A 15,491-nucleotide genomic window follows, 5' to 3' on the forward strand; every position below is an offset into this window, starting at 1 on the left:
GATATCCTTATATTTATATATACTTATTTTCTTTTACCAAAAAGACCTGGCATATTCGCCATACCTTGCATAGCAGACATGCGTTTCATTAAGTTTGCTATACCACCTTTTTTACCAATAACGCTTTTCATCATTTTTTTCATTTGCGTATGTTGCTGAAGCAGTTTATTAAGATCTTGAATTGTAGTTCCAGATCCTTTAATAATTCTCTGTTTTCTACTATGTTTGATAAGCTCTGGTTTTTTACGCTCAATTGGAGTCATAGAATCTATCATAGCCTCAATCTTCTTGAACATATCATCACCAACATTACCTGGTAGATTTGCTGGTATATTTGGTAGTTTAGACATAATTGAACCTACACCACCCATTTTTTTCATTTGTTGGATTTGTGCTTTGAAATCTTCTAAATCAAAGCTCTTACCACTTTTAAGCTTTTTAGTTAGCTGTTCAGCAGATTTCTTTTCTGTTTTTTGCTCTATACTTTCTATCAAGCTAAGAACATCACCCATACCTAGAATCTTAGAAGCAATTCTATCAGGATGGAATGGCTCTAAAGCATCAGTCTTCTCACCAGTACCTAAGAACTTAATTGGTTTATTGGTGATCTCTCTGATTGATAAAGCAGCACCACCTCTAGCATCTCCATCAGTTTTTGTCAAAATCACACCAGTTAACTCTAAAGCGTCATTAAATGCTTTGGCTGTTACTGCAGCATCTTGCCCTGTCATACTATCAACAGTAAAAAATGTCTCGATTGGATTAGCAATTTTGTGGATTTGCTTAATCTCATCCATCATGTCATTATCGATATGCAATCTACCTGCAGTATCGATGATAAGCACATCTATAAGTTTAGTTGTTGCTGTTTTCATCACAGCTGTTACAATATCCTGAGACTGTTGTGAAGCATTTGATTCAAAAAACTCAACATTTAAACTATTTGCTAAAGTTCTTAGCTGATCGATAGCAGCAGGGCGATAGACATCGGTACTGACTACCATAACTTTTTTCTTGTGTTGCTCTTTTAGGTATTTAGCTAGCTTAGCTGTAGATGTTGTTTTACCAGCACCTTGTAAACCAGCCATTAATATAACAGCAGGTGGCTGAGTTTTTAGGTTTATTGGTACTTCCTCTTCACCTAGTGCTTTTTCAATTTCTTTTTTGACAAAAAAAATAAAAGTCTGATCTGGGGTAAGACTTTTTTTGACTTCTTCACCAATAGCTTTTTCTTTGATGTTAGCTATAAACTTTTTGACTACTGGTAAGGCAACATCAGCTTCTAAAAGTGACACTCTAATATCACGCAGCACCGATTGGATATTCTCCTCTGTTAGAGAGGTTTGACCTTTTATCTTTTTAAAAGACGATTGTAATTTATCTGATAAACTAGTAAACATATCGCTATAAGTTTCTAACTCTTAGGAATACATTATTTATAGTAAACAGAATATTAACATTTTTAAAAAAATATACTATCTAACAAACGATACTTATGGCTATTATTATAAATAATACTATACAGACTAATATATAAGTGTAATTTTTATCTCTTATAAAAAATATTAGCTCAAGAAAAATTCTTAATAATGGGGAAATTATTATCAACAAAATGCCAATACTTATAATATTTTTTGTAGTATCGTAATTTCCTAAAAAGGCATTTAGTGCGCCAATAGCTATAAACAAAATAGCTATAAATAAATTTAATTTCAAGACTTTATAAATAACATCATCCTTAATCATACTAACCCCTTAATAATCATTTGTATTGCTGATATAAATACAACCACAAAAAAAGTTAATCTAATAGCTTTAGTTGGGATATGTGGCATTAATTTTGAACCAATTGTCGCACCTAATAAAGTACCTAATGCTACAGCTGCTGTGATAGAGCTGTCTATATATCCAGCAAAGTAGTAAGTTGAAGTTGCATTAAATACAGTGATACCCATGATGAAGTTACTTGTCGAGGTACTGACTCTAAAAGGTATTTTCATAATTTTATCCATAGCTACAACTTTAAATATCCCAGCACCAATACCAAGTAAACCACCAATAAAACCAGCACCAGCCATAAAAATAAAACCAAGGATAGGGTGGTTAACATTATAATCTTGCTTTTGCCCACCTATAATAACACTATCATTAAGCTGTAGTTTATTAGCTATAAAAAATTGCTTTAGTGGTTTAGTTTCAGCGTTTGATTTTTTCTTAATGAAACTTAAAATTGCAACCACAATAAGTATGCCACCAAAAATTAAAAATAATACTTTAGCTCTAAGCATCAAAGCCAGCTTAGCTCCAAATATAGCTCCTACAGCTGTTGCTAATGCTAAAAATAAACCTAATTTATCTTTGGTTAATCCATGTGACTTTAATGAAACTAAAGATGTTGCTGTAGATGTACATATAATAGTTACTAGTGATGCACCTATGGCATAGTAAAGAGGTACTCCAAGCACTGTTGTTAGCAATGGGGTAATTACTAAGCCACCACCTAAGCCAATGACAGCACCAATACCACCGCCTAAAACAGCAACAATAAAAATTATTAATTCAAAGAATAAGTAGTTTTCCATGCCTAAATTTTCGAGTACTGAGTCCTGATAGCGAGATTATAGCCTTTTTAACAACTTATTTATTCAAAAAATTTGTGTTTTTACTTAAATGCTTTTAAAATTTGTGTAACTATTGAAAACGTAATTAATTAACTGAAGAAGAGAGGCCATATGGCGAAAGAAGATTGTATAGAAATGGAAGGTGTTGTTTTAGAAGCACTTCCAAACACAATGTTTAGAGTTGAACTTGAAAATGGACATATGGTAACAGCTCACATCTCAGGTAAGATGAGAAAAAACTATATTCGTATATTAACTGGTGATAAAGTTGTAGTTGAGATTACTCCTTATGATTTAACTAAAGGTCGTATTAAGTTTCGCAGCAAATAATAATCTTCAAAACTCTTAATATTTATTATTCCTAAAGAATTATATTTTCTAAGATTAATAAAGCAGGTGTTATTATTTTAGGCATAAGCCCAATAGTTATAGCTAGTAGCAATACTTTATTACCATAATTTATTTCTAATTACAGGGAGACAAAAATCCATAGCAGTATTAGCTACATAGCCAACTAACTCAACGGAAAGGTATCTCTTTAATAATGGGATCATGACAATAATCTAATATCTCAAGTAAGAAATCTATCAAGAAGGTAATCATTCCACAATATTCACTAAGAAAATCAGTATTTAACACTACCGATAATGAATATACTAGCCTAAACCAGAACTTATCAATAATACTCTGCTTGAGGTGATATTAGTCATAAAGCTTATAAATATCGCTGAACTAATTTATAATCCAACAACTATAATGAATATAAACAACGCTTCTTTATTCTTAAATAAATCTTTGAGTGAAATATTTTCTTAGTTTGAGTAAAACTCCTATTGTAACATTATTGCTAACAATAATAAAAAATACTATATGATCAATAATATTTGTGATATTAATATTAATAGTTTCACTTACTATATATATCCTACAATTATATAGATTAGATATTTACTTACCTTAAGAATAGTTATAAAGATATTATCTTGATTATATTGCAAAATTATTGATACTTAGTTAGCTTTTATCATTTTGTTATAGCTACAATAAATAAAAATTCCAACTATATTTGTAATAAATATAGTTGCAGTATAACCAAGACTTATACTTATAACCTCTAGAACAATAGTGTTTATATGGGTAAATATACTGAAGTAACCTGATAGAAATATTATTAATATAACTATTAAATCAAGGAAGTAATTTATTAGCCTTACAACCTTGAGAGATTTTTGAGATTAAAAGCATAATAACCTGTAATTAGAGCAAGGAGAAGTATCAATGATTCATACATTTTAATAATTTTTAAATTTGATTTTTCTATAAAATAGAAAAAACACTACAGGTATGATTGATAATACAAAACATACAGACAATATTTGAATAAATTCTAATGGATTATATAAATTATCTGGAGGGACAAAGCCAATAATTACACACAAAATAGTGCCTATAATACCTAAAAGACAAACAACAGCCATACCAATTTTTCCGCCATGGATATGAAAATCATCTGTATTTCTTACTATTTGATTGTTTATTAACTTTAGTTTTAAAGCAGCAAAAAACATCATTAGATACATCAAAGAATATATTTGTGTGCTAAGAGCTGTAAGAAGCCAGTAATAAGCTTGAACCGAAGGCACCAACTCTAACAGCAGACATATTATAGTCATAATTATAGCTTGAAGTATTAGTATACCACTTGGTGCATCATATTTATTTGTTTTATATAACATATCTGGTAAAAAATGGTCGTCAGCTGCTTGGAGTAATCCTCTTGCTGGTGAAATCATCCAGTTAATCATTGACCCTATTGACCCAACAAAAACCATTAAGCCTAAGAAATAGTAGAAAAACATTGGAATTCCTAAATCCTTTAAATAAACTTTAAAAGTTTTGATAGTACCATTAACAACATCAATTTGTGATTGTGGAAATATAATCGCAACAGCTAAAGCACCTAGAACCATTGTAAAGATTATAAATATTACTGAAATTAAAAGTGCTAGGGGAAATGTCTTTTTAGGATTTATAACTTTTCTAATATGCACAGTTGCTAACTCAAGCCCCAAGAAAGAAGCTATGATAGCTGTTAATCCCATCCATGATTCTGTAGATGTGAAACTAGGAATTAGATTATCTAGATGAAAATGGATATTTAGGTTATAACTATTAATCAACCAAATTAATGCAAATAGTACCATTAATAACATAGGGATTACCATACCAAAAAAAGTACAAGTACTAGCAAAAATTGCTGATACTCTCAGACCTTTAAGATTAAGAATTGTCAAAGACCAAAAAACGACAGTTATAAATGTAATTGTAAACTTTATATTCTGCGCAAAATCAGGATTAAATAAGTATGCAATTGTTCCTGCGAGGAACGTTAGGATACTTGGAAACCAGATAAGAGTATTTATCCATTGAAACCACACAGCTAGCATTGCGACATTAGGACCAAAAGCTTTTTTAACCCAACCATATACTCCTTCTTCACCCTTGGCAGTATACGTTGCAGTCATCTCTGCAGATACTAATGTAACTGGTGCTAAAAATAAAAAAACAGCTACGGCAAAAAAGAAGAATATGTATGTTCCTGAAGTAGCTGTGGAGGGAAGGTTTCTAATATTATCAATAGTTCCCGTCATTAATAATACTAGCAAGATTAAACCAATTTTTTCTTTTGCTGATGAGTTTACTGTCATAATTATACATTTACGGACACTTTAAATTATATAATAACTCAAGGATATCTAAATTGGCAATCATTTATGCAATATACAATGGCATTACTTGAAAAAGTTTCTCTAAGGTTTGTAATGCGTTTTTATTATCGACTTTGATGATTAATCTATCTTGATCTTGTATTAGTAAATTATCGGCATAAAACCTTGGGATATTATCAACTTTCATTATCGCAAGGATTTCTAGACCTTGAGGTAATTTAAAGTCACCGATCTTTTTACCTATAACAGTAGACACGTTCTCTTGACCATGTACTTTGAGCTCGACAAGCATTTCTTCACTATCTTCAATCTCGTACATTTTTAGCATATCAACCTGAGTTAAAAATGCCTTAATTGTTGTATATGAGAAATTATGTGGCGAAATAGAAATATCAATAAGTTTTAGATCTCTAGTAATATCATAGTATTCAGCACTATTAACTGTAGCGATAGTTTTCTTAGCCCCAAGTTTTTTTGCCAAAATTGATGACATAATATTTATCTCATCAGAATTTGTCAAAGCAAAAAAACATATTTGCTTCATCAATACCTTCAGCAATTAATAAATTATTATTAACAGGGTTATAATGTAAAATTGTTGAGTTAGATAACTCATTCAAAGCAAACTCGCATTTTTGAGCACTTGGATCTATCATTTTAATAATATATCCTTTATTCTCCAAAGATTTAGCTAAAGTGATACTTGCATAATTTATACCTGCTATAAATATCTTTCTGATGTTTGCTTTTTTGGGTTGAAATATTGATAGTATTTGTGATGAATATGCTTTTTCTGAAAGATACATAACTCTATCACCAGGATTAACTAAGACACCAGTATCATCAATATCTAATTTTTGACCACTTCTATATACAGAGATAATATCAACTTTAATATCACCTAGACCTAAATATATATCTTTAATTGCAAGACCTACAAGAGGAGAATCTGATGACACTTCAACACCTATAATCTGAACACGCTTATCAAAAAAACTTGATATAAAATATGCTCCAGATAAGAAAATTAATTGTTCTAATCTTTTTGTAGTTTCAAAAAATGACTTTATAACCAAATCGATATTATTCAGCAGTTTAGGGAATCTATTATACTCAGTATCGCGAATTCGTGCGATTTTATAAGGTGTTTTATATAACTTGTAAGCCATATCACATACAGCTATATTTGTAGTATCATTTGATGTCACAGCTATTATCATATCAGTATCTTTAAAATTAGCTTCTATCATAATATTTGGTTTTGTAACATCACCAATAATTGTTTGCACATCAAATGCTGATGAAATAAAGCCAAGTTTTTCTTCATCTAAGTCAATAACAGAAACTTGATGGTCCAAACTTAGTCTTTGAGTTAAATATACGCCTAATTGCCCAGCTCCTAAAATAGCTATTCTCATAATTAACTGTTATAATATTTAATGAATAGTGTGTAAGTTTGAACATACTAATATAAGGCAGGAAAATAATCAAATTTTTAATTTACATTTAGCCTTATAAATATTATTATACAAACATATGATACTAAATTAGTATAGATTAAAGGTAATTATGCTTAAGGTAAGTAAATTACTCGATTACGGTTTACTAGTAGTTGTTACAATAGCACAGAATGATTTTAATCCATATAGTGCTGCAAAGATTGCTGAATCTACGGGACTAAATATCCCGACAGTAAGAAAGCTACTAAATCAACTCTCTTTGACAAATATTGTAAACTCAAAGCGAGGTATCGAAGGAGGCTACACACTAGTTAAAGATCCAAGAGATATTACTGTTTTAGATATTGTTAAGTGTGTAGAAAAAGATGTAAATCTAACAGAATGTTGTGATTTGCAAAAAAAATGTAGCTTAGTAGGAAACTGTATAGTTAGTGGTTATTGGAGAGTTTTAAACAGTCAACTACTTGATTTACTATCAAAAACATCAATTTATGATATTGTCAACAACAAAGACAAGAGTTAAAAGAAAATGAGTGAAGATTTAGATAAAATCATTGAGCAAGACTATGAGCATGGTTTTGTTACTAATATTGAAGCAGAAACAATTGAAGCCGGTCTAAATGAGGATGTGATTCGTCTAATATCAACAAGAAAAAATGAGCCTGAGTTTTTATTAGAATGGCGCCTAAAAGCTTATAACAAATGGCTAGAAATGAAGTCGCCTAAGTGGGCTGATTTAAATTATCATCCTATAGATTTTCAGGCTATTAGCTATTACTCGTCTCCTAAGTCGCTAAAAGATCACCCAAAAAGCTTAGATGAGGTTGACCCAGAAATTATTGAAACTTATAAAAAACTTGGTATACCTTTGCATGAGCAAGAAATGTTAGCAGGTGTGAGAAATATTGCTGTAGACGCGGTATTTGATTCAGTATCTGTTGTAACAACATTCAAAGAAAAGTTAGCTGAAGCAGGAGTAATATTTTGCCCAATATCAGAAGCAGTGCAAAAATACCCTGAACTTATACAAAAATATCTTGGCTCAGTAGTTCCTCAAGGTGATAATTTTTTTGCAGCTCTTAATTCAGCAGTATTTAGTGATGGTTCATTTGTATATATTCCTAAAGGTGTAACTTGCCCAATGGAATTATCAACATACTTTAGAATTAATGCTATGAATACTGGACAGTTTGAAAGGACTTTGATTATTGCTGATGAGAATAGCTATGTAAGTTACTTGGAAGGCTGTACTGCTCCAATGCGTGATGAAAATCAACTTCATGCCGCAGTTGTTGAGTTAGTAGCACTAGATGGTGCTGAAATTAAATACTCGACAGTACAAAACTGGTATCCAGGTGATAAAGATGGTAAAGGTGGAATTTATAATTTTGTAACAAAAAGAGGTATCTGTTACAAAAATTCAAAAATTTCATGGACACAGGTTGAAACAGGCTCTGCTATCACGTGGAAATATCCTTCTGTAGTTTTACGTGGAGATAACTCAATTGGTGAATTCTATTCTGTAGCACTAACTCGTCATGCTCAACAAGCTGATACAGGTACAAAAATGATTCATCTTGGTAAAAACACTAAAAGTACCATCATTTCGAAAGGTATATCTGCAGGCAAGGCATCACAAGCATATAGAGGTTTAGTAAGAATTTCACCGAATGCTGCTAACGCAAGAAACTTCTCACAATGTGACTCTTTACTGATTGGTCATAATTGTGGGGCACATACTTACCCATATATAGAAAATAAAAGTAATTCCTCACAGATAGAGCATGAGGCTACAACCTCTAAGATTTCTGATGATCAGCTTTTTTATTGCAAACAAAGAGGTCTATCAGAAGAGGATGCAATTGCTATGATTGTAAATGGTTTCTGTAAAGAAGTATTTAATAGACTTCCTCTTGAGTTCGCTGTAGAAGCTCAGAAACTTATGGAAGTTAGTCTAAAAGGTGCAGTTGGTTAAGCTATAAGTTATATAATTTGATAAAAGGTTTTAAAAATGTTATTAAAAATTAAAGATTTACATGTAAGTGTTGGTGAGCAAAAAAAACAAATATTAAAAGGATTAAACTTAACAGTTGAAAAAGGTGAAGTTCATGCAATTATGGGACCGAATGGCGCTGGTAAGAGCACTTTAAGTAATGCTTTAGTGGGTAAAGATGGTTATGAAATTACTCAAGGTTCTGTCACATTTGATGGTAAAGATTTAAATGACTTAAGTATCTCAGAAAGGGCTGCAGCTGGTATCTTTTTAAGTTTACAGTATCCAATTGAAATTCCTGGAATTAGTAATGTCCAATTCCTTAAAACTGCTGTAAATAGCGTTAGAAAGCAAAATGGCAAAGATGAGATTGATGTGATTTCTTTTATGAAAAAACTAAAAGAAAATATGCAGATATTAAAAATTGATCAAAAATATATGTCACGCGGTGTCAATGAAGGCTTCTCTGGTGGTGAGAAGAAGCGTAATGAGATGCTACAACTTATGATGCTTGAACCAAAATTGGCCATATTAGATGAAACTGATTCTGGCTTGGATATCGATGCTCTACAAGTAGTATCACAAGGTGCAAATAGTATGAGATCTGTGAATAGAAGTTTTTTAGTAATTACTCATTATCAAAGACTTTTAGACCATATTCAACCAGACTTTGTCCATGTTTTAGTAGATGGCAAAATAGTTAAGACTGGTGGCAAAGAGCTTGCTCTTGAATTAGAAGAGAAAGGTTATTCTTGGTTAAACAGCTAAAGGTTGCTAAAAATGTTAATAAATAACAAATTTCTACCTACAACTAAACAAGAAAGCTGGAAGTATACAAATATTGCTTCTATTTATGACAAAAATAATATCAAAGAATTACTAAAAGAATCGCTTCAGTCAAAAGACTATCTTGAAGGCTTTAAGTTTGATACACAAGAGAATGTTGTAATAATACTTGATGGTGTGTTAGCTATTGATTATAACAAAAAATTAAAGCATATTAGTGCCTTAGAATTACACAAAGACAATAGAAATATGTCTAGACTAGCGATAGAGAATTCTAAACACTTTGGTATTAATATAGCTAAAGATACTAAAGATCGCTTAAGCCTAATCTTCATAAATACTGATATGGCTAAGAATAAATTGACAAATATATCACTAAAGCTTGATGTCAATATGTTTGCTAGTCTAAATTTAGATATTAACTTTGTAAACCTTACTGAAAATTCTGCAATAAATTTATTTTTAGATATAAATATTGCTGAAGCTGCAAAAGTCAATTTTACCAACAATGCTAATAATCCAAATAATACTAAGTTAATCACAACAGCAAACTATTTAATAAATTTAGATAGAGCTGCTGAGTTTAATGGATTTAATCTTCTTAATAAATATGCTCTATTAAGAAGTGATTTTGTAGTTAATCTCAATAAGCCTCATTCAAGATTTGATGTCAGAGGACTATACTTGGTAAATGATAATGCTATTGCTAACACTTGTTTTTTAGTTAATCACAATGCCTCATATACTTTTAGTAGTGTCAACTTCCGTGGTGTTGCTAATGGTAATGCTAAGATTTGGTTTAATGCTAAAGCGATAGTTAATAAAGGTATTGAGCAAATACAAGTATATCAAAATAATAAAAACATACAATTAAGCAATAAAGCTGAGATAAACACTAAGCCAGAGTTAGAGATTTTTGCTGATGATGTAGTCTGTACTCATGGTGCTACGATAGGGCAGCTAGATAAAGATGCTTTATTCTATTTACAATCTAGGGGACTAGAGCTTCATTATGCCCAACATTTGCTGCTAGAAAGCTTTGTTAAATTTCAGCTGACAGCCGATGATTTTCCTTTTGAAAATGAAATTAAAGAAGATATAATTGAGTCTTTATATGATATCCTCCATACTATTATTTATTAGTATTAATAACTAATAATAAATTCTTATTTATTTTTCTTATATGATAAATTAGAGCTATATTTAACTTAGTTTTTGAATAAATCTTATGAAAGAAGTTTTGATGTACTAACCAACAGCTTTTGATGTTGTTTATGCTATAAATCCATAGATGCAAGTTAATAATAAACCTAATAAAACTTTAGTGTTAAAACAATGGCAAAATCTTTATGACACTTATCAAAAACTTGGTGCAAAAATCAATTTAATTAAACAGGGTGAAAATGTCCCAGATATGGTCTTTACAGCAAACGCTTGAAGTTGTACGATAAAACACTTTTATAGCAAGTAATTTTTCATCCTATAGAAAGAAAGCCTGAAGAATTATTATTCCAAAAATGGTTTAACGATAATGGCTATCAGGTTGAAACTCTCGATTACTACAATATTGGAGAAGGAGATGTTCTAGAATATTAATAATAAGCTCTATTGTGGTTAATGGATACCGCAGTAGTTTAAATGCAACTCAACAATTAGCTAAATTAGTTGATGTTGAAGCCAATAGAATTAAAAATTGTGGATTCTTTCTTATTATGATCTTGATTTAACATTTTGTCCTTTAGGTGATAGAGCTGTGATACACTATCCAAAAGCATATGCTCAATAAAGCCAAGAAATCCTAAAACAACTTACAAATGCTATTGAACTGACTTATGAGCAGGTTGCTAATCAATTTGCAAATAGTAGTAAGCCTTTTTGCAATGACGTCATTTGCTATAGCATGTAGCAATGATTGTCCTGATCATAATACAATCAAATATTCTACTTAGGCTAAAACTACAGTTAAAAATGATAGTATACTTGTTCAGGTTACAAGCTATGCAACAACAACACTTAAAAAATAGTGTAGAAAAACAAATTTCAGATAATGGTAATTAATTAGAATATTACAAAGTAAATCTTAATAAGCTGCAAACAGCATTTGAGAACCAAGATAAATCTTCAGGTACAAGACTAGTTGTCGATGTATTATTAGATTACAATCCTCCTGTTAAAGATATACAAGTAGCAAAACAAAAACTAATGATTAAACTTTTTAATGATACTAAAGATTATCTTGCTAACTTTAATAAACAAACTAATAGTAATTATACTATCCAATCTATACAATATATTGATGTAGATGGTTATCAGCCTAGGAATAATTTAATGTTAATGAAAACAGCTTATAACGATGATGTAAGCTCAAATAGCTATAATACTATAGCTATATCTCAAGACATTAATATCAAAGCTAATGTTACATTTATGGAGAAATAAGCTATGACATTGAATAATGTTATAAAAACAGATGAAGCTAATTTTGAAAAACTTATCAATAATACAAACAAGGCTGTTTTAGTTGATTTTTACGCTGATTGGTGTGGACCATGTAAGACATTAGGTCCGATTCTTGATCAACTTTCAAAAGACTATCAAAATGCTATGATTGTTAAAGTAAATGTTGATGACAATCAAAATTTAGCTGCTAAATTTGCTATTAGAAGTATCCCGACCTTGATTATTTTTAAAAATGGTAAGCAAGTTGAGACCCTAATGGGCGTCCATACTGGCTCTCAATTAGAGCAAAAGCTAAAAGTATATGAGTAAAAAGTTCGAATCTCAAGGTTTATGCCAATGGTATTTTAAGACGCTTTTTGAAATACCAGTTAAACCAAATAAATTTCCTCAAGAATTTGCTATAATAACAGCTTATAATCCACTTAATCAAAAATTAACCAAGCAAGAAAACATTTTTAGAAATATTCTCTTAAAACACCAATTAACTAGAAAATATAACTGGGTGTATCAAATCAACGGTTTTGATAAAAGTACTCAACACAAAGAAAATGGTTTTATGTTTAATGCTAAATCTTTAGATAGCGCTTGTGAACTTGGTCAAGAATATTCTCAAGATGCTATTTATTATGTCATTGGTGATATTCTCTATGTTTGTAAGTGTGAACCAGCTAAAAGTAAGCTTATCGAAGTAGGTGAGTTTTTAGCTAGGATTTGCTGATACAAAATTAACAATTCTTTTTAACTCAGCAACATAATCAAGAAAAAGCTCTTTTCCTTTATCTGTGATTTTATAAGTTGTCATCGGTTTACCAGATTTAAAAGATTTTTTATTTATAATATAACCATTTTTAACAAAGACTTTCATATGTGTACTCATATGACCATCAGTTAATTCTAATAAAGTTTTTATATCTTTAAATGTAGCACTGTCCACCGAATATAAATAAGTAATTATTTTTGTTCTAATTGGTTGATGCAATATATCATTCAGCATATTTTACCTATTTTTTTTCAGTATTTTACCCATAAATATATAAGTTATACCTAAATATATCAGCATAAGTTGCCAATAAATGTCACTGTAATTCTTAACAAAGAATATCAATATAATACCAATTAGAATATAACTTGTGGAGATTTTTCTGATAATCTCTAATGAAAATCTTCCAAATAGGTTATATACACAAGACCTAAGGATATATATACGAAGGCAAACACTAAGTTACCATATTTATATATAGAGATAGTACTATTATAGTTGTAAATATGGTTTTTAGAATGACATCATGTATCTCATTTTGGAAAAATGGTTTTATTAAAAGTAATATAGAAATTGGTATATTTATAAACATAGTATTTTATATTATTCTTTTTAAGTTAGTTTTTATAATAACTAAAAGTACTAAAAAACATCGTTATCACCCTTCTGTTAACTCTTATGTTAAAAAAGCAATAGAGATATTTATTAAGTATTGAATGATAGGAATAAGTAAAAACACTACACCAGCAACAATTAGCTTTTGCCGTCAAAAATATATTATATATTTAAATTTTGATAATCGCTAATTACTTTTTACTCCATAGGTATTTTATAAAAAAGTACTATTAAATTAATAGTTTTTCAAGTTTTTATTTTACAATGTTTTTATCTTTATAATAGATCTTATTATAAAATAGAAAATACCAAAATCAATATAAAAATATACGAAAATGCGTTGCTCAAGATCAACAAAACATTCCTAATACAACACATGAGTTAAAGGCAATACTTAAATACTTAAATCAGGTATCAAAGGAAATCCTCATGCCTTAAAGCGGAGATTTTTAATTTGTGATGCTGTAAGAGATTTCTGAAGAAAATATTAAATTACTCAATGAAAATCAAAATGAGTCGATTATACCATATAGAGTATAGTATTAATCAGCATATATAAAGAGAAGCATCTTATGTATTTTATAGTTATATAGTTAATATCTAAAAACTTAATATATTCTAATCTGCTGTATAACCGATTTTAAAATAAAATAAGTATATGGGAAAATCTTAAGTTTAGAATAAACGTTAAAACAATGTTGTGGCATAGCAGTAATCATGCAAATAGACAAGGACTGTGCAAAAGTTTTGATTCCGCAAAAAATATTAATGAAAATTCTAAACATGCTGATATTAAGTTAACTTATAAACCATTTAAGGAAATAACCTTAAGGAATTTTTTGGACAATAATATAAAAGATGAGTATTTATCCTCACCAATACTTGCCTTAATTGCTAATATTTCAAGTAGCAATGCCTGTGTGTACATAAAGGATATAAATTCTAAATACGTTTTTTTAGTAAAAATTTTCAAAACTTAGTAGGTAGCGATTCATACCTAGAGATTGGTAAAAGTGACTATGATTTATAGGACAATAGATTAGCAACTGTGCATTTAGAAAAGATGATTTAGTTGTCTTAAAAAACAAGGAACCACACATATCGAAGTATCTAATACCTAAAGGTAAAGAGCTAGTATGGATAAAAACAGAAAAAATTCCAATCCTTGACAAACAAAATAATCCTATCGGTATACTTTGTATTGCTGAAGATTTATCACACAAAAAGATAATAAGACCTAAAGAAAAGAATCAATTACAAAAACTCCGATTAGAACAAATCAGAGAAACCCTGCATCTATGGTCTTAGAGGTAATTGAGGAAATACATAAGAAATAATTATAAGAACCAAGTAAATCTCTATGATGAATATTCATTTATCAGAAATTCATTTATCAAAAAATTATCTCGCGAATTAACAACGAAAGATGAGCAACATCTTTTCAGCCATATAAATTTAGAAAATCAATTAAAAGAAACTTTATCAATATTCATTGAGAACAGAGAATTGATAATTATTGGCACTGGGAAAGTTAATTACAAATATTATATATTTAATAATTTGTCTATGCTTCATTGAGCTATACAAAAACAAATCTCTCAGAGAAAAAATTATGATCAATATCGATGGTAACACAATTAGGCTGATGATAAACAAGACAGGTGAAAGGTATAGATGTTGCACAGATGATAACCACTCTGACCACAAATTTATAACAAATTATCTCACTTCTGATATAATAAAACTACTCAAATTAGATTTAGAAATTTTTACTATAGATGGGTTAGTTTCAGTAGTAAATGTGATAATAGATATCAAGGCATTGCCTATACTGACTAGCCATCTACAAATATTGTCTAAATCGACACAGTTAACCATAGCCGTATAGCACAGTTAGATATAAAATAATTGTGAACAAATTCAATATCATCACAAAAACCAATAATTATACAAATATCTTTTGTACTTATAATTATAGCTTCTTTTATAATTTTAATATTATTCATTTTTTCACAAGAAAAGTTGGTCAATAATTAGCTAAACAAATAACACTAACGAGAAGATTCA

14 protein-coding genes and 3 pseudogenes are annotated in these 15,491 nt (G+C 29.7%); 10 read left to right on the plus strand and 7 right to left on the minus strand.

Translation table 11 applies throughout. The annotated features are described in order from the left end of the window. Positions 1-23: 23 nt before the first annotated feature. The 3 genes from ffh to C9379_RS01560 all read right to left on the minus strand — a co-directional run bounded on the left by ffh (position 24) and on the right by C9379_RS01560 (position 2,582). A complete protein-coding gene (gene ffh, locus C9379_RS01550; RefSeq protein WP_143385021.1) occupies positions 24-1,400 on the minus strand; it encodes a signal recognition particle protein in 1,377 nt (458 codons plus the stop codon). A 79-nt stretch (positions 1,401-1,479) separates the two neighbouring features. After that, entirely contained in the window at positions 1,480-1,746 is a 267-nt protein-coding gene (locus C9379_RS01555) for a DUF1634 domain-containing protein (protein ID WP_143385020.1), read from the minus strand. Further along, positions 1,743-2,582 (minus strand): sulfite exporter TauE/SafE family protein, encoded by an 840-nt coding sequence (locus C9379_RS01560; RefSeq protein WP_143385019.1) that lies wholly within the window; start codon positions 2,580-2,582, stop codon positions 1,743-1,745. The genes C9379_RS01555 and C9379_RS01560 overlap by 4 nt, the downstream gene beginning before the upstream one ends. 150 nt (positions 2,583-2,732) lie before the next feature. Between C9379_RS01560 and infA the strand changes: the two genes are divergently transcribed. Beyond that, positions 2,733-2,951 (plus strand): translation initiation factor IF-1, encoded by a 219-nt coding sequence (gene infA, locus C9379_RS01565; RefSeq protein ID WP_070084311.1) that lies wholly within the window; start codon positions 2,733-2,735, stop codon positions 2,949-2,951. A 962-nt stretch (positions 2,952-3,913) separates the two neighbouring features. Here the strand turns inward: infA and C9379_RS01570 are convergent. Together C9379_RS01570 and trkA are read right to left on the minus strand one after the other, a co-directional pair. Then, positions 3,914-5,335, minus strand: coding sequence for an APC family permease (locus C9379_RS01570; protein ID WP_318263420.1), 1,422 nt, complete (start codon positions 5,333-5,335; stop codon positions 3,914-3,916). 58 nt (positions 5,336-5,393) lie between these two features. Further along, positions 5,394-6,768 (minus strand): annotated as a pseudogene (gene trkA / locus C9379_RS01575) (Trk system potassium transporter TrkA). Positions 6,769-6,919: 151 nt separating this feature from the next. On the opposite strand from trkA, the gene C9379_RS01580 reads away from it, so the two are divergent. From C9379_RS01580 to C9379_RS01615, 8 genes and pseudogenes are all read left to right on the plus strand, one after another. After that, entirely contained in the window at positions 6,920-7,333 is a 414-nt protein-coding gene (locus C9379_RS01580; RefSeq protein ID WP_143385017.1) for an SUF system Fe-S cluster assembly regulator, read from the plus strand. 6 nt (positions 7,334-7,339) lie between these two features. Further along, positions 7,340-8,785, plus strand: coding sequence for a Fe-S cluster assembly protein SufB (gene sufB / locus C9379_RS01585; RefSeq protein WP_143385016.1), 1,446 nt, complete (start codon positions 7,340-7,342; stop codon positions 8,783-8,785). Between the two features lie 36 nt (positions 8,786-8,821). Beyond that, entirely contained in the window at positions 8,822-9,571 is a 750-nt protein-coding gene (gene sufC / locus C9379_RS01590; protein ID WP_143385015.1) for a Fe-S cluster assembly ATPase SufC, read from the plus strand. Between the two features lie 12 nt (positions 9,572-9,583). Next, entirely contained in the window at positions 9,584-10,732 is a 1,149-nt protein-coding gene (sufD, locus tag C9379_RS01595) for a Fe-S cluster assembly protein SufD (protein ID WP_143385014.1), read from the plus strand. Positions 10,733-10,880: 148 nt separating this feature from the next. Next, positions 10,881-11,027, plus strand: coding sequence for a hypothetical protein (locus C9379_RS01600; RefSeq protein WP_318263363.1), 147 nt, complete (start codon positions 10,881-10,883; stop codon positions 11,025-11,027). Positions 11,028-11,421: 394 nt separating this feature from the next. Further along, a pseudogene (locus C9379_RS01605) lies at positions 11,422-12,028 on the plus strand (hypothetical protein). 3 nt (positions 12,029-12,031) lie between these two features. Then, positions 12,032-12,358: a thioredoxin gene (trxA, locus tag C9379_RS01610; RefSeq protein ID WP_143385013.1), complete on the plus strand. Its 327-nt coding sequence runs from the start codon at positions 12,032-12,034 to the stop codon at positions 12,356-12,358. Then, on the plus strand, positions 12,351-12,767 hold the full coding sequence (locus C9379_RS01615) for a DUF3293 domain-containing protein (RefSeq protein ID WP_143385012.1): 417 nt from the start codon (positions 12,351-12,353) through the stop codon (positions 12,765-12,767). The genes trxA and C9379_RS01615 overlap by 8 nt, the downstream gene beginning before the upstream one ends. On the opposite strand, the gene C9379_RS01620 is transcribed toward C9379_RS01615, so the two are convergent. Then, on the minus strand, positions 12,750-13,043 hold the full coding sequence (locus C9379_RS01620; protein WP_143385011.1) for a winged helix-turn-helix domain-containing protein: 294 nt from the start codon (positions 13,041-13,043) through the stop codon (positions 12,750-12,752). The genes C9379_RS01615 and C9379_RS01620 overlap by 18 nt on opposite strands. Positions 13,044-13,046: 3 nt before the next feature. Further along, positions 13,047-13,341 (minus strand): annotated as a pseudogene (locus C9379_RS08660) (hypothetical protein); the annotation flags it as partial. Positions 13,342-14,119: 778 nt separating this feature from the next. On the opposite strand from C9379_RS08660, the gene C9379_RS01625 reads away from it, so the two are divergent. Beyond that, on the plus strand, positions 14,120-14,404 hold the full coding sequence (locus C9379_RS01625) for a hypothetical protein (RefSeq protein WP_343377496.1): 285 nt from the start codon (positions 14,120-14,122) through the stop codon (positions 14,402-14,404). Positions 14,405-15,491: the final 1,087 nt, after the last annotated feature.

Origin of the sequence: Francisella-like endosymbiont (assembly GCF_003069505.1) — a bacterium.
Lineage (GTDB): Bacteria > Pseudomonadota > Gammaproteobacteria > Francisellales > Francisellaceae > Francisella.

What these genes read in the sequence shown, in the direction of transcription:
- ffh (WP_143385021.1), bottom strand. Translation starts at nt 1,400, where the DNA reads ATGTTTACTAGTTTATCAGATAAATTACAATCGTCTTTTAAAAAGATA.
- C9379_RS01555 (WP_143385020.1), bottom strand. Translation starts at nt 1,746, where the DNA reads ATGATTAAGGATGATGTTATTTATAAAGTCTTGAAATTAAATTTATTT.
- C9379_RS01560 (WP_143385019.1), bottom strand. Translation starts at nt 2,582, where the DNA reads ATGGAAAACTACTTATTCTTTGAATTAATAATTTTTATTGTTGCTGTT.
- infA (WP_070084311.1), top strand. Translation starts at nt 2,733, where the DNA reads ATGGCGAAAGAAGATTGTATAGAAATGGAAGGTGTTGTTTTAGAAGCA.
- C9379_RS01580 (WP_143385017.1), top strand. Translation starts at nt 6,920, where the DNA reads ATGCTTAAGGTAAGTAAATTACTCGATTACGGTTTACTAGTAGTTGTT.
- sufB (WP_143385016.1), top strand. Translation starts at nt 7,340, where the DNA reads ATGAGTGAAGATTTAGATAAAATCATTGAGCAAGACTATGAGCATGGT.
- sufC (WP_143385015.1), top strand. Translation starts at nt 8,822, where the DNA reads ATGTTATTAAAAATTAAAGATTTACATGTAAGTGTTGGTGAGCAAAAA.
- sufD (WP_143385014.1), top strand. Translation starts at nt 9,584, where the DNA reads ATGTTAATAAATAACAAATTTCTACCTACAACTAAACAAGAAAGCTGG.
- C9379_RS01600 (WP_318263363.1), top strand. Translation starts at nt 10,881, where the DNA reads ATGCAAGTTAATAATAAACCTAATAAAACTTTAGTGTTAAAACAATGG.
- trxA (WP_143385013.1), top strand. Translation starts at nt 12,032, where the DNA reads ATGACATTGAATAATGTTATAAAAACAGATGAAGCTAATTTTGAAAAA.
- C9379_RS01615 (WP_143385012.1), top strand. Translation starts at nt 12,351, where the DNA reads ATGAGTAAAAAGTTCGAATCTCAAGGTTTATGCCAATGGTATTTTAAG.
- C9379_RS01620 (WP_143385011.1), bottom strand. Translation starts at nt 13,043, where the DNA reads ATGCTGAATGATATATTGCATCAACCAATTAGAACAAAAATAATTACT.
- C9379_RS01625 (WP_343377496.1), top strand. Translation starts at nt 14,120, where the DNA reads ATGTTGTGGCATAGCAGTAATCATGCAAATAGACAAGGACTGTGCAAA.